Raw genomic sequence first — 18,288 nt, forward strand, 5'->3', positions numbered from 1 at the left:
CGCCGCTTGCTCAGGCGAGCGGGCCGAGGTACGTCCCGCCCGAGACGTCGATGGTCTGACCGGTCACCCACCGCGCCGCGGGGCCGGCCAGGAACCCGACCACGTCGGCGACGTCCTCGGGCTCGCCGAGCCGGCCGAGCGCGGTGATGGACTCCAGCCCGGCCACCACCTCGGGGATGGAGGTGTAGCCCGCCGTCATGTCGGTCCGCACGGCGCCGGGGGCGACCGTGTTCACGGTGATGCCGCGCCTGCCCAGCTCGTTGGCGAGCGTCGGGGCCATCGCCTCCAGCGCCGCCTTGCTGATCGTGTAGCCGATCTGCGTGGTGACGGCGAACCTGCTGGCCGTCGAGCCCATGTTGATGATGCGTCCGCCGTCGTTGAGCAGCGGCAGGGCGCGCTGGATCACGAAGAACGGGGTGGTGACGTTGATGGTCATCACCCGCTCGAACTCCTCCGGGGTCAGGTGGGCGATCGGGGCCGTCGAGGCGATGCCCGCGTTGTTGACCAGGATGTCCAGCCCGCGTCCGCCCAGCTCGGCCGTCAGGCCCTCGAACAGCCTGTCCACCGCCCCCTCGACACCCTCGGCGCCGAAGCGGGCGCGGACGGTGAACGCCTGGCCGCCGGCGTCCTCGATCAGGGCCACGGTCTGCTTGGCCGCCTCGTCGTCGCCGCCATAGTGCACGGCCACCAGCGCGCCCTCGGCGGCCAGCCGCAGCGCCACCGCCCGGCCGATGCCTCGAGAGCCGCCCGTCACCAGCGCCGTCCTGCCCGTCAGCATGCCCATTGTTCGCTCCCCACGTGTGTGGCCTGTGCTCCGCGGTCGCGGAGACAGGTCAACAGTGGCGGGGGCGGCTCACCGCGTACTCACCGCCGGCTCACCGCCGTCGGGGCGGGTCGTCGTGCCTAGCTCGCGGCGGGCGAGGAGTCGCCGCCCTGCCAGGGGCGCAGATGGGTGGCGAGGGGCAGGCGCATGCGCAGCCGCAGCCTGCTGCCTCCTTGCGGATGGTCGATGCCGACCTCGTCGCACAGCCGGTGGATCAGCCACAGGCCGAGCTGCCGTCCCGTGCCCGTGGGACGCGTGAGGCGGGCGTCGGCCAGATGCTCGGCCCGAAGACGCCCGGCGGTGTCGCAGACGTCGACCGTGAGGACGGCGGCGTCGGTGTAGGCCGTCACCGTGCCGCGCCCGCCGCCGTGCTCCAGGACGTTCGCGGCGGCCTCGTTGACGGCGAGCACCAGGTGGTCGAGCCGCGCGCCGGACAGCCCCGCGTGGCGGGCGTAGACGCGGACCAGGTCACGGATGAGCGCGAGATTGTTGGTGATGGTGCACCGCAGGTGGAAGGGGGCGTGCATGGCCCGCCCCTACCGCGTGCGGGGGTGGCGACGGCGTAAGGCGCTCGATCGAGGGCAGGGACTGAGATGACCGAGTAAACGAGCCGAGCCGGGCGCGCTGGCTGCGCCCCCGTCCAGCTCACCGGCGGCCCGCGCCGCGGTGACCTGGCCGGTGCCTGGCGGAAAGGGTTGATCGCCCGACATCTGCTTCTCCCTCTGCCCGATGTGCCGACGCTGTGTGGACGCGCGGCGCGCCGGGCGATCTTGTTTTCGGCGATCTGTCAGGGGCGCCCGTACCCTCCCGTGATCGAGGACGTGGCGCGGCTCGGCTCTGCCCTGAGACGACCGCAAATAGGTGTGATTTCGATGACCGACCAAACCGGCGGCCCTGCTGACGTGCTGCCCATGGTGCACCCCTTCGGCCTGCGCGTGCGCGGCGAGATCGACCACCATGGACGGTCCGCGCTGGCCCGAGCGCTGGCGTGGGCGTTACGCATCGGCGAGACCGACCTCCATCTGGACCTGTCCGAGCTTACCTTCATCGACGCCGGCGGGCTGCGGCTGATCATGAGCGCGGCCACCGGCCTGCCGCCGCCGCGACGGCTGGTGCTCCAGAACGCCTCGCCCACGGTGCGCGAACTGCTGGCGCTGCTCGGCTGGCGTCTGGGGCCCGACGATCAGCTTTACGAGGTGGTCGGCGAGTCCCATCCCCACGGCCCCGACCCGGCACCCTCGCCTCCGTCCTTGGAGTCCTAGGAGGGCGCGCCCCCACGGGCGCGTCCGCGGGCCGTCCTGGGGGGCACGCGTTCCCGCGGCCTCAGGACGGCCAGCCGCGCGGCCTGGTCCAGGTCGCGGCCTCGGCCGGGCCGTCGTCCGGCGGGAACAGGCGTGACAGCCGGGTGATGTCCAGCAGGCGCGCCAGCGGCCCGTGCACCCCGACCAGCCGGACCGTGCCGCCGCGCCGCTCGGCCTGCCGCTGGCCGACGAGCAGGGCCCAGAGGCCGCACGAGTCGCAGAAGGCCAGGTCGGTGACGTCGATCACGACCTTCGGACGGTCCGCTTCGAGGAGTGCGGCGAGCGTACGGGCCAGGGGCATCCGGGTCACGCGGTCCAGCTCGCCGTCGAGGTGCACGACGTGGCAGCCCGGCAGACGCTGGACGTTGATCGCTAACTCTGTCATGACGGAGAATCCAGAGCTCGGCGACATCGGACATCGGCCGCTCCTACCCCTCGGCGGCGTCCTCGCTCCTCCAACCGCGCGAGGTGAGCACGATGTGGCCCAGCCACCACAACCGCGCCCGGTGTCGTCCGGACGGATGAGCGCTCGTCACAGCCGTCCCGGACGTATAGTGAGTTGGGTGACTGACTCAACGAGGACCCGGTCCCGGGGGGCCGACAAGCGGCGCAGGCTGATGGCCGCCGCCGCCCGCGTCCTGCACGAGCAGGGCGTCGAGCGGACGACCATCGCCGACATCGCCGAGGCCGCCGGCGTGCCCGTGGGGAACGTGTACTACTACTTCAAGACCAAGGACGAACTGATCCTGGCCGCGCTGTCCGAGCACGCCGGGCACCTGGCCGAGCTCACCGCCGAACTCGACCGGCTACCCGACCCGCGCGCCCGGCTCAAGGCCATGGTGGACGCCTGGGTGAGCCGGCGCGACGTCGCCGCCCGGTACGGCTGCCCCACCGGCACCCTCGCCGCCGAACTGGACAAACGCGCCGAGGGCGGCCTCGACGTCGAGGCGGGCCGGGTCATGCGGCTGCTCCTCGACTGGTCGGAACGCCAGTTCCGGGCCCTCGGCCTGCCCGACGCCGACGATCTCGCGCTCACCTTCGTCGGCGCCTACCAGGGCATGTCGCTGCTGGCCAACGCCCTGCGCGATCCCGAGATCATGACCCGTCAGGGCGCCCGCCTGGCCCAGTGGCTCGACTCCCTCCCCACCGGCGGACAGGAGTCCTGACCCTCGTCCGGGGCCACCCGGCGAGATCCCGCCGGGTGGCTCCGGCAAAGAGCCTGGCTGGTGCGGCGTGTCGGGGAGGCGGGCCGGGCGGAGGCCGCCGATCCTTGCTGAAGGCGGGGCAAAGAGGGTGGTCATGAACTTCGCGCGGATCGTGGAGGCGATCGGCCAGGCTGTCGATCTCGCGGGCGTGGCGATCATCGTGCTGGGTGCGCTGGCCGCCACCGTGTCCTTCGTCCTGCGACTGCGCGAGGGACGGTCCCCGAACGACGTCTACCGCGCCTACCGGCAGGGCCTCGGGCGGGCGATCCTGCTGGGGCTCGAATTCCTGGTGGCCGGGGACATCATCCGTACCGTGGCGGTGGCGCCGACGTTCGTGAGCGTCGGCGTGCTCGCGCTCATCGTGCTCGTACGGACCTTCCTCAGCTTCTCGCTGGAGATCGAGCTGGAGAACCGCCTGCCCTGGCAGGCGCGGCGCGGCGCCGACACCCCCGGCTGAACCCGCCCCCGTTCCACCGGCAGGTGGGACGGGGGCAAGAGTGGCGCCTACCTGCGGCAGACCTTGGCGTCCCGGATGTCGACCGGCAGGACGGGCTTGCCGTCGACGGGCGGCGTGGGCCCGTCGGGCTCCGGCTGGATGCCGCCGGCGGCGATGCGGTCGAGCGCGGCGAGCCCGGCGGCGTCGACCGTACCGAAGACCGTGTAGTTGGGCGCCAAACCCGAGTCACCGTAGACCAAGAAGAACTGGCTGCCGTTGGTGTCGGGCCCGGCGTTGGCCATGGCCAGCACGCCCCGCGCGTACGTCTTGCGCACCCCGGTCGTGTCGCCGGGCCACGGCGGCAGGTCGGTCGGCAGCTCGTCCTTGTAGCGGTAGCCCGGCCCGCCCTCGCCGGTGAAGCTGGGGTCGCCGCACTGCAGCACCTTCAGCCGGTCGTACGCGGTGAGCCGGTGGCAGGAGGTGACGTCGTAGAAGCGGTGACGGATCAGGTGCACGAAGCTCTGCACGGTGCACGGCGCCTTGGCCGGGTCGAGGGTGAGCCCGATGTCGCCGTGGTTGGTCCTGAGCACCGCGGAGACCGGACGGTCGGGGGTGCGGCGAGGGTCCGGCGGCAGCGGCACCTTGCGCACGGCCGGGTCGTCGGGGGTCTCGGTGTACGCGCACGGCCCCTTGGTCGTCCGCGGCGGCCGGTCCAGGGCCGTCGCGGCGGCCGGCATGGCGGCGGCCGCGACCAGCGCGCCCGTCGTGACTGCGGATAACGCGGCGCGGGCCGCGAGTCGTACCAACGCTCTGCCGGACATCGTGTCCTCCACTGCGTGATGATCGCCGGGCTTCCTGTGGTCTAGTCGATCTGACCCGCCCAGTCAAGACCGTGGCCGCACGAGGTCGGCGCCTCCTTGTGCGACTTCCGCGGCAGCCAGAGTCCACCCCTGGTCGGCATGCCGGGGCCGGGCCGAGATCGGCGTGACAGCCGCCCCTCACCATCTCCCCTACGCCCTTCGCTGGTGGGTCTTCACCGTCGATTGCTCGGAAGAGCACGGCTACGCTTCGGCCTGCGGCCACCAAGTGATCTTTGGTTGTCGGCACACCGCTCGATCATCGCGGTGGCCGTACGCGTCTCTGCCCTTGCCCACCGGAACACCGTCGCAGGAGGACGCCAAGTGCGCCGGCTCGACGTGCGCCGACACAGCTTGACCAAGAAGGGCGCGGCACGTGGCCGTGGGTCACACCTGTCGGCTGACGGGATGGCCCTCGCCCGCTTCGTCGGCTCCGGAGTCGGCCCTTACGAGCGTGTGGTCACCAGTTCGTCTCCTCGGGCCGTCGAGACCGCTGTTGCGATGGGTTTCGCCGTCGACGACGCCATGGAGATGCCGTCAGGTCATGTGCCGGGAAAAATCGCTCGGCACGCGGGCTGGACCGAGCCCTACCGGCGTCTCGCGGAGATCATCCGGGAGGGTCGGGAGGCGGCGACCGTGGCCGAGACCCACCGAGCGATCTGGGTGGACACGGTCCGCGACGTCGCTGACGGCTGCTCGGCGCTCCTGGTCAGGCATGGAGGGGCGATCGAGCTGGCGTTGGCGGCGTGCTTTCCGGACGCTTCACATGACTCCTGGGGGACGCCGTTCGCGCACTGCGACGGTGCGCGCCTCGGCTTCGCCGACGGCCGATTCGTGAGCATCGGGTTCCACCGGGCGCCGCAGAGCCCCCTCCGGCCGAGTTGAAGATCGCCGACTGCACCTGGCGTACTAGCCCAGCACGACTGGGTTCTTCCTCTCGTGCTCCGGCTTCTCGTGCTCGGGAGCCGAACGGCTCCGGCGCAAGCGTGGGACGAGGACGTTCCCGTTCGCCCGGATGGCTGGCTGCCGGAGGGGTCGAGGTGGTCAGCACTGGGTGTTCGGCGGTGGCAGAGTCAGGTCGGTGAAGTAGCGGTTCATCAGGTCGCGGGCGCAGGGGTTGAAGCCGTAGAGGGTGTGACCCGGGCCGTCGTGGCGGATGGTGGAGCTGCCGGGGACGTCGGCCAGGGCACGTTCGACCGCGTCCGACTCGCCCCAGGCGCCTGCTCCCAGGACGGGAGGCACGCCCTTCGGGAGGGGAGCGGGTGGGTTGGTGACCGGGACGGGCCAGCCGATGCAGGTGAGGGTCGCCGAGGCCAGAGTGTTGGCGGTGCCGGTGAGAGGAGCGATCTTGCGGAGGCGGGCGTCGGTGCCGGCCAGTTCCTTGAGGGTCGCGGGGCGCGGCCAGTCGAGGCATTCGGTGACGGGGGTGGTCTGGTCGGGGTAGCGGGCCCCGCGGGCTGGGACGAAGTCGGAGGCGTCGCCCTGGCCGGCCGCCTTGCGGATCGCGCGTGCCAGGGCGGGCCAGCCGGGGGCTCCTTGGCGGGCCATGAAGACGGCGAGGGACTGCAGGTCGCGGGCGTCGTAGGCCATGTTGACCGTCGTGGTGGCGATGGGCTTGCGGCGGGCTCGTTCGGTCAGCTTGTGCCAGAGGCCGGGTATGTCTTGGCAGTCATGGGTGGCACACCAGGTGAAGAAGCGCCGCATGGACTGCTCGTTGGATTTCGCCATCTCCTCCAGTTCGCGCGACCAGTCGGCGGGACTGTGGTTCCAGGTGCCGTCGAGGACCATCGTGCGGATCTGGTCGGGGAAGAGGCGGGCGTAGTCCTGGCCGTAGAAGCCCGCGTAGGAGGCGCCGTAGTAGTTGAGCTTCGCGCCGCCCAGGGCCTTTCTGATCGCCTCCATGTCTCTGGCCTGGTCGGCCGAGCTCATGTTGGCGAACAGTTGGGGGTCTTGGTGGCGGCATGCCTCGGCGAAGCCGCGGTTGGTGTCGGACAGTCGGCCGAAGCCGGCGTCGTCACGTGGGGCTTCCGGGATGGGGATGCGGGTCCAGACGCACGCGAGGCCGGTGCTCAGGCCGCCGAACTGCTCGCCGTAGCCGCGAGTGTCCCAGGTGACGATGTCCATGCGCTCGCGCAGCCGGGCCCACCAGTCGGGGACGGCTGCGGTGGTGGCGATGCCGGGGCCTCCTGGGCCGCCATAGGCGACCAGGACCGACCCTTCGGAGGTGCCGGTCGCTTTCAGCCTGCCCAGCTTCAGTGTGATCTTGCGGTCGTCGGGCTTGCGCCAGTCGACCGGGACCTGGAGGTCGGCGCACTCCATGCCGATCTTGTCGTTGGGGCAGGGCTGCCAGGTCAATGTGGAACCGGCCGTCATGGCGGATCGGGTGGCCGAGGAGGGACGGACCGTGTTCTCGCTGCCGGGTCGGGTCTCGGCGCTTGGGGTGGCGGTGGCCATGGCGGGTTGGCCGGTGATCGCCAGCAGGGCGGCCAGGATCGTGGCGAGGGGTTTCAGCATGCGGTCATGATTGCGGCGCGGGGGTCGGGAACGCGTCGGACCAGGGTCTGATCTTGGAGCGGCGAAGTCCTACCACGGGTTGTCAGACCGTGGTCTGGCCGGTGTCACGCACGCTCTGTGGTCTGGCCGGTGTCACGCACGGCCCGTGGTCCAGCCGGTGTCCCGCACGGCCCGTGGTCTGGCCGGTGTCCCGCACGATCCGTAGTCCAGCCGGTGTCCCGCACGATCCGTAGTCCAGCCGGTGTCACGCACGGCCCATGGTCCAGCCGAAGTCACGCGCGATCTGGAGCCCGTGTTACTGCTCGTGCAGGCTGTCTCGTCACCTCTCCGCCGAGGAGTCTGTCCGGTCAGGACGCTCGGTGAGGGGCGGGTCGGGTCTGTTTGGCGGGGCTTCCGGTTGGTCGCCAGGCAGGGGCGGGGGGCGTTGGAATGGACTGGCAGCGTCGCGGGCTCGCCGGGTACGGTTGCGCTAGCCTGCCGGGGATGCGGCGGATTCTGGTGGCGGGCATCAGCGGGGCGGGCAAGTCGACGCTCGCGCGCGCACTGAGCAACCGGCTTGCCGTGCCCTGTCACGAGATGGACGGCCTGTACTTCGCGGGGCCAGGTTGGGCCGTGGACGAGGCGTTCCCGGAGCGGGTCGCCGAGATCGCCGGGACCCCGGCGTGGATCTTCGACTCCTTCGGCTACCCGGAGGTGCGCGACCTGCTGTGGGAACGCGCCGACACCATCGTCTGGCTCGACTATCCGCGCCGGGTCGTCATGCCGCGGGTCCTGCGGCGTTCGCTGCGCAGGACGGTTCTGCGCGAACCCGTCTTCAACGGCAATCGGGAGACGGTCGCCGGATGGTTCCAGAGTGATCATCCGGCGTGGTGGGCCTGGTCGCAGCACGCGGCGCGGCAGGCGGAGATCCGGCGGCGCACCCGTGATCCGCGTTTCGCTCCCTTGCGCGTGCTCCGCTTCACCAGCCCGTACTCGGCGGCGGTCTGGCTGCGGTCGGTCGCGCCGGCCTGACGGCGGACCGCCTCCCCCTCACAGGCGTCCGTCACCCCGGGGCCGTCTGCTTCACGCACGTGGTGGCGGTGAACATGGGGTGGGTGGACCGGGATCGCAGGATTCTGGACGTTCAGGGTGTTCGGCCACAAGGTGGGCGGAGGTGGCGCGGGAGAGTCGGGGCATGGTTGAGATGTCGTCCGCGCAAGGCGGCTCGCAGAAGCGCTCCCCCACCGGCCGGGTGCTCATGGCCGTGGCACGTCGCTGGCCCACGGGGCTGGGCGTGGCTTTCATGGTCTTCAACGTCCTGGGGCTGGAGGACGGGCGGGACGCGGCCCTTGTGGTGTTCCTCGCCGCGCTCGTCTACCTCGCCACGGCGGTGACCGGCAGGCCGGGGGTGGCCTGGCCGTTGTTCGGGGCGTCCGTGGTGGCGGTGGCGGTGCTGCGGCTGCTCGCGCTGGAGCCGTGGCCGGGGCTGGTCGGGGGTGCGGTGTGCGTCGCCGTCGTCGGCCTGACGGACGGGCTGGTGAGGAGGCCGACGCTCGTCGCGGCGCAGGTTCCGGCGATGCTGGTCTTCGGGGCGGTGTCGGTGACCGCGCTGTCCCTGTCGCCTGCGGCCGGGGGCTACCTGGTCGCCGCGGCCTTGGTGGGGCATGCCGTTCTGGACGTGGTCCTCTGGCGCAGGAACAAGGTGGTGGCCCGGTCGATGGCCGAGTTCTGCGCCGCACTCGACCTGACGCTCGGGATGGTGATCGTGGCGCTGACGGTCTCGGCCTAGACGGCGGCGTCGGCCGGCGTCGAGAGGCCGCAGGGAAAACCCAGCACCACCGGTGGGATTACCTTCATCCCGGGCCGAGAATTCCGACCTCGTGACCTGCGACAGCCACCTCGCACCGGGGCGGCGGCACGAGAAGAGGAACTCGCCCATGCCCAAATATCTGATCCAGTCCACGTACACCACAGAGGGTCTCCGCGGGGTGCTGCGGGACGGTGGCACCGGACGCCGACAAGCGGTGGATCGCCTGGTGGAAAGCCTGGGCGGGCGGGTCGAGCAGATGTACTTCGCGTTCGGCGAGACGGACACGTTCGTGGTCGTCGACCTGCCGAGCAATGCGGCGTCGGCGGCGTTGGGGTTGGCGGTGTCGGCGTCCGGGGCGGTGCGGACGACAACGGTCGCCCTGCTGACGGCGGAGGAGGTCGACGAAGCCACGCGGATGAATGTGGCTTACCGGGCTCCTGGCGCGTGACAGCCAGGCGCAGACGCAGGCGCAAGCCTGTGCCTCGGCTCGCGGGATGTCGGCGAAGGCAGCCGCTGGACACGGCGGTGAGGAGCGATCCGCGGTCGGCGCCTGCATCGTGCGCGGCGAGCGCCCTCGCCGAACTCCTCGCCGATCTTCATGACACGCAGCGTGAGTTCGTGCGGGTCCCGGCCGTTGTTACGGTCCAGCCACGCCACCAGCTCGCCGATCGTGGACCACAGGTCTGTCGAGGTGGGATCAGGCATCGGGCTCTTCCCTCCATGCCGGCCTCTGAGAGGGCGCGGTACCGGCGCGTACACCAAGCAGGGTTGCCGTCGTCCGCGTCGCCTCTGACGGGGCCGTGGCAGGCGACAGCTCGCGCTCCTCGCCGGGTGCCCGGCGTGCGGTGGGCCCGAGGGGCGTCGCCCTCGGGTCCACCGGGTGGCGTTCGCCGGTGTGGGGAGCGTGCCGCTAGACGTGGGCCAGCAGCACGGCAGGGTTCTCCACGCAGTCGGCGACGAAGCGCAGGAAGCCGCCCGCCGCGCCGCCGTCGCAGACGCGGTGGTCGAAGGTGAGGGACAGCTGAGTGATCTTGCGGGGCACGACCGCGCCGTCGTGCACCCAGGGGCGGTCGATGACGCGGCCCACCCCCAGGAGCGCCGCCTCCGGGTGGTTGATGATGGGGGTGGAGCCGTCCACGCCGAAGACGCCGTAGTTGTTGAGGGTGAACGTGCCTCCCGTCAGCGCGGCCGGAGGCAGGCCGCCCGAGCGGGCCAGGCCGGTCAGCCGGGTCAGTTCGGCGGCCAGGCCGGCGGTGGTCATGAGGTGCGCGTCGCGGACCACCGGCACGACGAGGCCGCGGTCGGTCTGGGCGGCGAAGCCCAGGTTGATGTGGCCATGGCGGACTATCTCGGCCCGGTCGGTGTCGACCGAGGCGTTCAGCTCGGGGAAGCGCAGCAGGCCGGCAACGCAGGCGCGGGCCAGGAGTGCCAGCAGGCCGACGCCCAGGTCCGGGCTGGTCCGCCGCAGGGTGTCGCGGACGGTGATCAGGTCGGTGGCGTCCACGTCCACCCAGGTGGTGGCGTCGGGGATCTCGGTGCGGCTGCGGGTGAGCTTGTCGGCCACCGTACGGCGCAGGCCACGCAGCGGGATGCGCTCGGCCACCAGCCCCGTCGCGGCCCCGGCGGACGGGGTGTCAGGGGCGGGTGCGGGGGTGGGGATGGGGGCGGCGATGGCTTGTTCGACGTCGCGGCGGAGGATCACGCCGTGGGGGCCGGTGGGGACGACGGCGGTGAGGTCCACATCATGATCGCGAGCCATCCGGCGGACCAGCGGCGAGATCACCCGAGGCGCGCCCTCCGCCCCGCCCGACGACGAAGGCCCGGCCGCGACCACGGGCGCCGGGACACGCCCGGAAGCGGGCCCGGGCCCAGGCGCGGGCACGGGTGCGGGCCTGGAGGTCGGGGTGGAGGGGTGGAAGGGAAGGGGCTTGGCAGGGCGGGGGCGGCGGCGGCTCCTGGGCGGGGTGTCGGTGGTGCCGTAGCCGATCAGGACGTTGCCCGAACCGGCACGTTCCTCCTCCCGGTACCGCGCCGCCGCCGGGTCCTCCGCCGGGCCGGCCGCACGGCCGTCCGACCCGGCCCCGACCTCGATGAGGGGCTCCCCCACCGCCACGACCGCGCCCGCCTCGGCGTGCAGCCGCAGTACGGTCCCCGCGTACGGCACCGGCACCTCCACCGCCGCCTTGGCCGTCTCCACCTCCACCACGATCTGGTCGATCTCGACCGTGTCCCCCACGGTCACCTTCCACTCGACGATCTCGGCCTCCGTCAGGCCCTCGCCCAGGTCGGGCAGCCGGAACACCTGCCGCGCGGCGGTCGCCGTCATGACGCCTCCCGGGTGAGGTGCAGGAGGTCGGGCTCGTCGTCGAACTGGAGCCGGTCCACGGCGTCCAGGACGCGGTCCACGTCCGGCAGGTGGGAGTGTTCCAGGATCGGCGGCGGGTACGGGATGTCGAACCCGGTGACGCGCAGCACCGGAGCGGCCAGCGAGTGGAAGCACCGCTCCTGCACGCGGGCGGCGATCTCCGCCCCCACCCCGGCGAACCCCTGCGCCTCCTGGATCACCACGCAGCGCCCGGTCCTGCGCACCGAGGCCACCACGGTCTCGTCGTCGAACGGGACGATCGTCCGCAGGTCGACCACCTCCAGCGAGAGCCCGTCCTGGGCCGCGGCCTCGGCGGCCTGGAGCGCCACGGGCACGCTGGGCCCGTAGGCGACGAGCGTGGCGTCGCGTCCCTCGCGGCGGACGGCCGCGCGGCCGAACCCGGCGGCGCGCCGGTCCGCGGTGGACGTCTCCTCCTTCGACCAGTACAGCCGCTTGGGCTCCATGAAGATCACCGGGTCGGGGTCGGCGATGGCGTCGCGCAGCAGCCAGTACGCGTCGTCGGCCGTCGCGGGCGTCACGACCTTCAGCCCCGGTGTGTGGGCGTAGTACGCCTCGCTGGAGTCGCAGTGGTGCTCGACGCCGCCGATGCCCCCCGCGTACGGGATCCGGATCACGATCGGCAGCGACAGCCGCCCGCGGGTGCGGTTGCGCAGTTTGGCCACGTGCGAGGCGATCTGCTCGAAGGCCGGGTAGGCGAAGGCGTCGAACTGCATCTCGATCACCGGACGGAAGCCGCCCATGGCCAGGCCCACGGCCAGGCCCACGATCCCCGCCTCGGCCAGCGGCGTGTCGAAGCACCGCTCCTCGCCGAACTCCTTGGTGAGCCCGTCGGTGACGCGGAAGACGCCGCCGAGCGGGCCGACGTCCTCGCCGAAGACGAGGACGCGCTCGTCCTCGCGCAGGGCGTCCCGGAGGGCGGCGTTCAGCGCCTGGGCCATGCTCATGGAGGCGTTGGGGGTGGTCGCGGTCATCTCAGTCCTCCCGCGCGGTCAGCTCGGACGCCAGCAGGGCCCGCTGCTCGTTCAGCTGGGGCGTCGGCTCGGCGAAGACGTGGTCGAACAGCTCGAAGGGGTCGGCCTCGGGGTCGGCGTTCATCGCGTCGCGGAGGCGGGCGGCGTACTCCTCGGCGGCCTTGTGCGCGGCGGCGACGTCCTCGGCGCCGAGCAGGCCGCGCCCGCGCAGGTACGTCTCCAGCCGGGCCAGCGGGTCGGCCGACTCCCACTGCTCGACCTCCTGGCTCTCCCGGTAGCGGGTGGGGTCGTCGGCGTTGGTGTGGGGGTCCATGCGGTAGGTGTGCGCCTCGACGAGGAAGGGGCCGCCGCCGGTCCTGGCGTGCGCGACGGCGGCGTCCAGGACCGACAGCACGGCGACGAGGTCGTTGCCGTCCACCTGCTCGGAGGGGATGCCGTAGCCGATGCCCTTGTAGGCCAGCGCCGGGGCCGCGCTCTGCTTGGCCAGCGGCACCGAGATGGCGTACTTGTTGTTCTGGACGAGGAACACGACGGGGGCGCGCAGGACCGCGGCGTAGTTGAGCGCCTCGTGGAAGTCGCCCTCGCTGGTGCCGCCGTCGCCGATGAAGGCCATGACGACGCCGTCCTCGCCCTTGCGGCGCAGGGCGTCGGCCATGCCGACCGCGTGGATCGTCTGGGTGGCCAGCGGCGTGCACTGGGGGGCCACGCGGGTGGCGGCGGGGTCGTAGCCGCAGTGCCAGCCGCCGCGCAGCAGCGTCAGCACCTCGACCGGGTCGAGGCCGCGGGAGACGAGCGCGACCGAGTCGCGGTAGGTGGGGAACAGCCAGTCGTCCTCGCGCAGCGCGAGGACGCCGGCGATCTGGCAGGCCTCCTGGCCGCGGCTGGAGGGGTAGACGGCCAGCCGGCCCTGCTTGGTCAGCGCGGTCGCCTGGCGGTCGAAGCGGCGGCCCAGGACCATCCGCCGGTACGCCTCCGTCAGGTGCTCGCCGGTGGGCTCGGCGTACCCGGCGGGCGGCTCGACGGCGGTGCCGTCCTCGGCGACGAAGCGCACCGGCTCGGGTGAGGGCAGCAGGCCCTCGACCGTCCGCGGACTCCTCCTCACGGACATGGCGACGCTCACTTTCTCTGGACGTTTGTGAGGGAAAGCGTCCGCTTCCGAAGCCATACGTTCAAGACATCAGGCATGATGAGCGACAAATGGATTCATAGAGGACTTCAGGAGGGCCAATTGTCGGCCAACGAGGGCATCGAGAGCGGCTGGCCGGGACGTTCGGCCGCCAACCTGGACGCGGTGGACCGGGCGATCATCGCCGAGTTGCTGCGCGACGGCCGGATGTCGATGCGCACGCTGGCCGAACGCGTGCACGTCTCGCGCGCCAACGTCTACGCCCGCCTCACCCGGTTGATGGACGACGGCGTGATCACCGGCTTCACCGCCGAGCTCGCGCCGCACCGAGCGGGCCTGGGCACCAGCGCGTACGTGTCGGTGACGATCGAGCAGAACTCCTGGCGCCAGGTCACGGCCAGGCTGCGCGAGACGCCCTACGTGGAGCACTTCGCCATGGTCGGCGGCGACTACGACGTCCTGGTGCTGGTCAGGACGCCGGACAACGCGGCGCTGCGGCACGTGGTGCTGGAACGCATCCAGGACATCCCGGGCGTGCGGGCCACCCGGACCTGGCTGGTGTTCGAGGAGGCCCGCGGCCGGGGCGCGGAGTGGGGGGCACACGAGAGCTGAGGCGCCGCCCCGGCCCCACAGAGGGGTCGGGGCAGCGTTCCTCGAAGGGCGGTGTTCCTCGGAGCTCGGCGTTCCTCGAAGGTCAGCGTCCCTCGAAGGTGGGGCGGCGTTTGGCGAGGAACGCCTCCACCGCGCCCGCGTGGTCGGCGGTCAGCCCCAGACGGGCCTGTGCGCGCGCCTCGGCGGCGAGCACCGCGCCGAGCCCCTGCTCCCACCCCTGCGCGATGAGCCGCTTGGACTCGGCGAAGGCGGCGGTCGGCCCGGCGGCGAGCCGGGCGGCGAGCTCACGTCCCGCCATGCACACCTCGGCCCTCGGCACCACCCGCCCCGAGACGCCCCACGCGACCGCCTGCGCGGCCCCGAACGGCTCGCCCAGCAGCACCAGCTCCTTGGCCCTGGACTCGCCGACCGCCCGCGTCAGCGTCACCGACAGGCCGGAGTCGCAGGTGAGCCCGATGCCCGCGAACGCCGTGGCGAGCTTCGCCTCCTCGGCGATGACGCGCAGGTCGCAGGCGAGCGCGAGGGCCAGCCCGGCGCCGACGCAGGTGCCGTTGACGGCGGCGACGACCGGCTTCGGCATCGTGGCCAGGAGCCGGACGACCGGCGCGTAGTCCGCCTCGACGGTGTCGAAGGCGTGGCCGGGGTCGGCGCGCAGGGCCTCGGCGTGCTCGGCGAGGTCCTGGCCGACGCAGAACGCGCGGCCCGCGCCGGTCAGCAGCACGGCCCTGACCGAGTCGTCGGCGGCGACCTCCTCCAGCGCCCGGCGCAGGGCCTTCTTGAGCCCGTCGTCCAGGGCGTTGCGCCGGTCGGGGCGGTTGAGCGTCACGACGGCCACGGCGCCGTCGCGTTCGAGCAGGATCGGGGTGTCGGCCACGTCAGCCCTCCGGCCAGGTCTTGGCCACGAGGGTCAGCACGTCGTACGTGGCGACCGGGACGTCGTCCTGGTTGGTGACGGTGGCGTCCCAGCGGACCTCGCCGTAGTCGGCGCCGCTGCGCGGCGTGATCTGCTTGACGGTCAGCGCGACGGCGATGGCGTCGCCGGCCTTGACCGGGGTGAGGAAGCGCAGCCCGTCCACGCCGAAGTTGGCCAGCACCGGGCCGGGCGCCGGGTCCACGAACAGCCCGGCGGCCAGGGACACCACCAGGTACCCGTGCGCGACGATGCCGCCGAACAACGGGTTGCGGGCGGCGGCCTCGGGATCGGTGTGGGCGTAGAAGGTGTCGCCGGTGAAGTCGGCGAAGTGCTCGATGTCGGCGAGCGAGACCGTGCGCGGCGCGGAGGCGATCGTGTCGCCCACCCGCAGCTCGGCCAGCGACTTGCGGAAGGGGTGGACGCCGGACTCGGCGCGGGCCGAGCCGGTCGTCCAGCGGCCGGTGATGGCGGTGAGCTGGTCCGGGGAGCCCTGGACGGCGGTGCGCTGCATGTGGTGCAGGACGCCGCGCACGCCGCCCAGTTCCTCCCCGCCGCCGGCCCGCCCGGGGCCGCCGTGGACGAGGACCGGCAGCGGCGAGCCGTGCCCGGTGGACTCCTTGGCGTCGTCGCGGTCGAGGACGAGGACCCGGCCGTGCCAGGGCGCGAGCCCGAGCACGACGGACCGCGCGACCTGCGGGTCGTGGGTGGCGACGGAGGCGACCAGGCTGCCCCTGCCCCGCGCGGCCAGGGCGACCGCCTCCTCGACGCCGTCGTAGGCGAGCACGGTCGCGACCGGCCCGAACGGCTCCACGTCGTGCGGCTCGGCGGCGCCGGGACGGGCCCGCAGCAGCAGCGGGGTCATGAACGCGCCGCGCTCGGGGTCGCCGTCGAGCAGGGACGCGCCCCGCGGGTCGCCGTGGACCACCTCCGCGCCGGCCAGCAGCGCCTCGACCGCCTTGCGCACCTCCTCGCGCTGCCCGAGCCCGGCCAGCGGGCCCATCCGCACGTCGGGGTTGCGCGGGTCGCCGACGGTGATCTTCGACAGGCGGGCGGCCAGCGCCTCGACCACCTGCCCGGCCAGGTTCTCCGGCACGAGCACGCGGCGGATGGCCGTGCACTTCTGCCCGGCCTTGACCGTCATCTCGGCGACGACGCCCTTGACGAACAGGTCGAACTCCGGATCGTCCGGGCGCACGTCGGGGCCGAGGATCGAGCAGTTGAGCGAGTCGGCCTCGACGCCGAGGACGACGCCGCGGTCGAGCACGTTCGGATGGCGGCGCAGGATGCCGGCGGTGTGGGCCGAGCCGGTGAAGGCCACGGAGTCCTGGACGGTCAGCTCGTCGAGCAGCCCGGCGGGGCTGCCGGACAGGAGCTGGAGCGTCCCTTCGGGCAGGATGCCCGACTCGATGATCTGCCGGACGGCCAGCTCGGTGAGGTAGGCGGTCTGGGCGGCGGGCTTGACGATGGACGGGAGCCCGGCCAGGAAGGCCGGCGCCAGCTTCTCCAGCATGCCCCAGACGGGGAAGTTGAAGGCGTTGATCTGCACGGCGACGCCCGGCCGCGAGGTGTAGATGTGCTGGCCGGCGAAGGTGCCGCCCTTGCCCAGGCGTTCCAGGCCGCCGTCGAGGACGACGGTGTCGTTGGGCAGCTCGCGCACGCCCTTGCTGGCGTAGCTGAACAGGGTGCCGATGCCGCCGTCGACGTCGACCATGGTGTCGCGGGCGGTGGCGCCGGTGCGGGTGGACAGGGCGTACAGGGCGTCCTTGCGCTCGATCAGGTGCTTGGCCAGCGCCTTGATCAGGGCGGCCCGTTCGTGGAAGGTCAGGGCGCGCAGCGCCGGGCCGCCGGTGTCCCTGGCGTGCCGGACCATGGCGGCGACGTCCAGCCCCTTGCTGGAGATCCGCGCGACCTCCTCGCCCGTCGCGGCGTCGAGCAAGGGTTCCCCGTCGTCGGCCGCGCGGAACCATCGTCCGGCGGCGTAGCTCTCCAGCAGCGCGCTCACGCTGTCTCCTCTCTTGCGCGGAAGCCCCGACTCATGCAACCGTATTACTGACCGAGCGATAAGTAAATAAGACCGATGCCTCGGAGGGACGATGACCACCACGCCGGCGGAGCCGGACCTGGAGCAGCGGCTGCAGGCCGCCTTCGACGCGACCATCGCGGGTCACGACCGGATTGAGCCCCGCGACTGGATGCCGGAGGCGTACCGCAGGACGCTCGTCCGCCAGATCGCCCAGCACGCGCACTCCGAGATCATCGGCATGCAGCCCGAGGGCGAGTGGATCGGGCGGGCCCCGTCGCTGCGCCGCAAGGCGATCCTGCTGGCCAAGGTGCAGGACGAAGCCGGACACGGCCTCTATTTGTACTCCGCGTGCGAGACGTTGGGCGTCTCCCGCGCCGAGCTGACCGAACTCCTCTTGGCCGGGAAGCAGAAATACTCCTCGATCTTCAACTACCCGACGCTGTCCTACGCCGACGTCGGCACCATCGGCTGGCTCGTGGACGGCGCCGCGATCTGCAACCAGGTGCCGCTGTGCCGCACCTCCTACGGCCCGTACGGCCGCGCCATGATCCGCATCTGCAAGGAGGAGTCCTTCCACCAGCGGCAGGGCTACGAACTGCTGATGACGATGATGCGCGGCACCGACGCCCAGCGGGAGATGGTCCAGGAGTCGGTGAACCGGTTCTGGTGGCCCTCCCTCATGATGTTCGGCCCGCCCGACGAACACTCGCCCAACAGCGAGCGCTCGATGGCCTGGGGCGTCAAGCGCAACTCCAACGACGAGCTGCGCCAGAAGTTCGTCGACATGACGGTCCCGCAGGCGAAGGCGCTCGGCGTCACGCTGCCCGACCCCGACCTGCGCTGGAACGAGGAGCGCGGGCACCACGACTTCGGACAGCCCGACTGGTCGGAGCTGGCCGCCGTCATCCGCGGCGACGGGCCGTGCAACGCCCAGCGCATGCGGCACCGCCGGGCCGCCCACGAGGACGGCGCCTGGGTGCGCGAGGCCGCGGCGGCGTTCGCGAGCCGTTCGGCCGCCGGGGCGGGTGCCCGATGAGCGCCGACCGGCGGGAATGGCCGCTCTACGAGGTGTTCGTCCGGGTCAAGCGCGGGCTCAACCACGTCCACGTCGGGTCGCTGCACGCCCCCGACGACGCGATGGCCCTGCGCCACGCCCGCGACGTCTACACCCGGCGCAACGAGGGCGTGAGCATCTGGGTCGTACGCTCCGACGCCATCACGGCCTCCAGCCCGGACGAGAAGGACCCGCTGTTCGCGCCGAGCGGCGACAAGGTCTACCGGCACCCGACGTTCTACGACATTCCCGACGACGTCCCGCACATGTGAGAGGGG

20 protein-coding genes are annotated in these 18,288 nt (G+C 72.3%); 10 read left to right on the top strand and 10 right to left on the bottom strand.

Features of this window, described 5'->3' with window-relative positions; translation table 11 throughout:
* Nucleotides 1-10: 10 nt before the first annotated feature.
* Nucleotides 11-784 (bottom strand): SDR family NAD(P)-dependent oxidoreductase, encoded by a 774-nt coding sequence (locus tag ACWCSU_RS27670; RefSeq protein WP_449938726.1) that lies wholly within the window; start codon nucleotides 782-784, stop codon nucleotides 11-13.
* Nucleotides 785-903: 119 nt separating this feature from the next.
* Nucleotides 904-1,350, bottom strand: a complete 447-nt coding sequence (locus ACWCSU_RS27675; protein WP_364096642.1) for an ATP-binding protein — start codon at nucleotides 1,348-1,350, stop codon at nucleotides 904-906.
* Between the two features lie 345 nt (nucleotides 1,351-1,695).
* Between ACWCSU_RS27675 and ACWCSU_RS27680 the strand changes: the two genes are divergently transcribed.
* Nucleotides 1,696-2,085 (top strand): STAS domain-containing protein, encoded by a 390-nt coding sequence (locus ACWCSU_RS27680; protein ID WP_449938727.1) that lies wholly within the window; start codon nucleotides 1,696-1,698, stop codon nucleotides 2,083-2,085.
* Nucleotides 2,086-2,146: 61 nt separating this feature from the next.
* On the opposite strand, the gene ACWCSU_RS27685 is transcribed toward ACWCSU_RS27680, so the two are convergent.
* A complete protein-coding gene (locus ACWCSU_RS27685) occupies nucleotides 2,147-2,509 on the bottom strand; it encodes an STAS domain-containing protein (protein ID WP_449938728.1) in 363 nt (120 codons plus the stop codon).
* A gap of 178 nt (nucleotides 2,510-2,687) precedes the next feature.
* Between ACWCSU_RS27685 and ACWCSU_RS27690 the strand changes: the two genes are divergently transcribed.
* A complete protein-coding gene (locus ACWCSU_RS27690; RefSeq protein WP_397044526.1) occupies nucleotides 2,688-3,290 on the top strand; it encodes a TetR/AcrR family transcriptional regulator in 603 nt (200 codons plus the stop codon).
* A 133-nt stretch (nucleotides 3,291-3,423) separates the two neighbouring features.
* Nucleotides 3,424-3,786 (top strand): DUF1622 domain-containing protein, encoded by a 363-nt coding sequence (locus tag ACWCSU_RS27695; RefSeq protein ID WP_357695572.1) that lies wholly within the window; start codon nucleotides 3,424-3,426, stop codon nucleotides 3,784-3,786.
* A gap of 47 nt (nucleotides 3,787-3,833) precedes the next feature.
* Here the strand turns inward: ACWCSU_RS27695 and ACWCSU_RS27700 are convergent, their stop codons facing one another.
* Nucleotides 3,834-4,586 carry a peptidylprolyl isomerase gene (locus ACWCSU_RS27700; RefSeq protein ID WP_357695570.1) on the bottom strand — a complete coding sequence of 251 codons (753 nt, stop codon included), beginning with the start codon at nucleotides 4,584-4,586 and terminating at the stop codon, nucleotides 3,834-3,836.
* Nucleotides 4,587-4,946: 360 nt separating this feature from the next.
* Between ACWCSU_RS27700 and ACWCSU_RS27705 the strand changes: the two genes are divergently transcribed.
* Nucleotides 4,947-5,507, top strand: a complete 561-nt coding sequence (locus ACWCSU_RS27705) for a histidine phosphatase family protein (RefSeq protein ID WP_449938731.1) — start codon at nucleotides 4,947-4,949, stop codon at nucleotides 5,505-5,507.
* 159 nt (nucleotides 5,508-5,666) lie between these two features.
* Here ACWCSU_RS27705 and ACWCSU_RS27710 read toward each other — a convergent pair whose 3' ends face one another.
* Nucleotides 5,667-7,136, bottom strand: a complete 1,470-nt coding sequence (locus ACWCSU_RS27710; RefSeq protein WP_449938732.1) for an alpha/beta fold hydrolase — start codon at nucleotides 7,134-7,136, stop codon at nucleotides 5,667-5,669.
* A 483-nt stretch (nucleotides 7,137-7,619) separates the two neighbouring features.
* Between ACWCSU_RS27710 and ACWCSU_RS27715 the strand changes: the two genes are divergently transcribed.
* From ACWCSU_RS27715 to ACWCSU_RS27725, 3 genes are all read left to right on the top strand, one after another.
* Nucleotides 7,620-8,147 carry a P-loop NTPase family protein gene (locus ACWCSU_RS27715; protein WP_357695564.1) on the top strand — a complete coding sequence of 176 codons (528 nt, stop codon included), beginning with the start codon at nucleotides 7,620-7,622 and terminating at the stop codon, nucleotides 8,145-8,147.
* Nucleotides 8,148-8,310: 163 nt separating this feature from the next.
* The gene (locus ACWCSU_RS27720; protein WP_449938735.1) at nucleotides 8,311-8,904 is read left to right on the top strand and encodes a hypothetical protein; all 594 of its coding nucleotides are present in this window, start codon (nucleotides 8,311-8,313) and stop codon (nucleotides 8,902-8,904) included.
* Nucleotides 8,905-9,052: 148 nt separating this feature from the next.
* Nucleotides 9,053-9,373 carry a GYD domain-containing protein gene (locus ACWCSU_RS27725; RefSeq protein WP_357695560.1) on the top strand — a complete coding sequence of 107 codons (321 nt, stop codon included), beginning with the start codon at nucleotides 9,053-9,055 and terminating at the stop codon, nucleotides 9,371-9,373.
* 462 nt (nucleotides 9,374-9,835) lie between these two features.
* Here ACWCSU_RS27725 and ACWCSU_RS27730 read toward each other — a convergent pair whose 3' ends face one another.
* The 3 genes from ACWCSU_RS27730 to pdhA are packed head-to-tail and all read right to left on the bottom strand — an operon-like array spanning nucleotide 9,836 to nucleotide 13,390.
* Nucleotides 9,836-11,251 carry a dihydrolipoamide acetyltransferase family protein gene (locus ACWCSU_RS27730; RefSeq protein WP_449938737.1) on the bottom strand — a complete coding sequence of 472 codons (1,416 nt, stop codon included), beginning with the start codon at nucleotides 11,249-11,251 and terminating at the stop codon, nucleotides 9,836-9,838.
* Nucleotides 11,248-12,282, bottom strand: coding sequence for an alpha-ketoacid dehydrogenase subunit beta (locus ACWCSU_RS27735; RefSeq protein WP_357695556.1), 1,035 nt, complete (start codon nucleotides 12,280-12,282; stop codon nucleotides 11,248-11,250). The genes ACWCSU_RS27730 and ACWCSU_RS27735 overlap by 4 nt, the downstream gene beginning before the upstream one ends.
* Nucleotide 12,283: 1 nt before the next feature.
* Entirely contained in the window at nucleotides 12,284-13,390 is a 1,107-nt protein-coding gene (gene pdhA / locus ACWCSU_RS27740) for a pyruvate dehydrogenase (acetyl-transferring) E1 component subunit alpha (protein WP_449938738.1), read from the bottom strand.
* A gap of 120 nt (nucleotides 13,391-13,510) precedes the next feature.
* Here pdhA and ACWCSU_RS27745 point away from each other — a divergent pair, with 120 nt between their 5' ends.
* Entirely contained in the window at nucleotides 13,511-14,020 is a 510-nt protein-coding gene (locus ACWCSU_RS27745) for an Lrp/AsnC family transcriptional regulator (protein WP_364096678.1), read from the top strand.
* Nucleotides 14,021-14,102: 82 nt separating this feature from the next.
* On the opposite strand, the gene ACWCSU_RS27750 is transcribed toward ACWCSU_RS27745, so the two are convergent.
* On the bottom strand, nucleotides 14,103-14,894 hold the full coding sequence (locus ACWCSU_RS27750; RefSeq protein WP_364096681.1) for an enoyl-CoA hydratase/isomerase family protein: 792 nt from the start codon (nucleotides 14,892-14,894) through the stop codon (nucleotides 14,103-14,105).
* A gap of 1 nt (nucleotide 14,895) precedes the next feature.
* Entirely contained in the window at nucleotides 14,896-16,935 is a 2,040-nt protein-coding gene (gene paaZ / locus ACWCSU_RS27755) for a phenylacetic acid degradation bifunctional protein PaaZ (protein ID WP_357695547.1), read from the bottom strand.
* Nucleotides 16,936-17,026: 91 nt separating this feature from the next.
* Between paaZ and paaA the strand changes: the two genes are divergently transcribed.
* Nucleotides 17,027-17,992 (top strand): 1,2-phenylacetyl-CoA epoxidase subunit PaaA, encoded by a 966-nt coding sequence (gene paaA / locus ACWCSU_RS27760; RefSeq protein WP_449938740.1) that lies wholly within the window; start codon nucleotides 17,027-17,029, stop codon nucleotides 17,990-17,992.
* Entirely contained in the window at nucleotides 17,989-18,282 is a 294-nt protein-coding gene (gene paaB, locus ACWCSU_RS27765) for a 1,2-phenylacetyl-CoA epoxidase subunit PaaB (protein WP_357695543.1), read from the top strand. The genes paaA and paaB overlap by 4 nt, the downstream gene beginning before the upstream one ends.
* Nucleotides 18,283-18,288: the final 6 nt, after the last annotated feature.

The organism is Nonomuraea sp. NPDC001699, from assembly GCF_053596455.1.

Coding starts and splice junctions, on each gene's coding strand:
- ACWCSU_RS27670 (WP_449938726.1), bottom strand. CDS start 784: ATGGGCATGCTGACGGGCAGGACGGCGCTGGTGACGGGCGGCTCTCGA.
- ACWCSU_RS27675 (WP_364096642.1), bottom strand. CDS start 1,350: ATGCACGCCCCCTTCCACCTGCGGTGCACCATCACCAACAATCTCGCG.
- ACWCSU_RS27680 (WP_449938727.1), top strand. CDS start 1,696: ATGACCGACCAAACCGGCGGCCCTGCTGACGTGCTGCCCATGGTGCAC.
- ACWCSU_RS27685 (WP_449938728.1), bottom strand. CDS start 2,509: ATGACAGAGTTAGCGATCAACGTCCAGCGTCTGCCGGGCTGCCACGTC.
- ACWCSU_RS27695 (WP_357695572.1), top strand. CDS start 3,424: ATGAACTTCGCGCGGATCGTGGAGGCGATCGGCCAGGCTGTCGATCTC.
- ACWCSU_RS27700 (WP_357695570.1), bottom strand. CDS start 4,586: ATGTCCGGCAGAGCGTTGGTACGACTCGCGGCCCGCGCCGCGTTATCC.
- ACWCSU_RS27710 (WP_449938732.1), bottom strand. CDS start 7,136: ATGCTGAAACCCCTCGCCACGATCCTGGCCGCCCTGCTGGCGATCACC.
- ACWCSU_RS27715 (WP_357695564.1), top strand. CDS start 7,620: ATGCGGCGGATTCTGGTGGCGGGCATCAGCGGGGCGGGCAAGTCGACG.
- ACWCSU_RS27720 (WP_449938735.1), top strand. CDS start 8,311: ATGGTTGAGATGTCGTCCGCGCAAGGCGGCTCGCAGAAGCGCTCCCCC.
- ACWCSU_RS27725 (WP_357695560.1), top strand. CDS start 9,053: ATGCCCAAATATCTGATCCAGTCCACGTACACCACAGAGGGTCTCCGC.
- ACWCSU_RS27730 (WP_449938737.1), bottom strand. CDS start 11,251: ATGACGGCGACCGCCGCGCGGCAGGTGTTCCGGCTGCCCGACCTGGGC.
- ACWCSU_RS27735 (WP_357695556.1), bottom strand. CDS start 12,282: ATGACCGCGACCACCCCCAACGCCTCCATGAGCATGGCCCAGGCGCTG.
- pdhA (WP_449938738.1), bottom strand. CDS start 13,390: ATGTCCGTGAGGAGGAGTCCGCGGACGGTCGAGGGCCTGCTGCCCTCA.
- paaA (WP_449938740.1), top strand. CDS start 17,027: ATGACCACCACGCCGGCGGAGCCGGACCTGGAGCAGCGGCTGCAGGCC.
- paaB (WP_357695543.1), top strand. CDS start 17,989: ATGAGCGCCGACCGGCGGGAATGGCCGCTCTACGAGGTGTTCGTCCGG.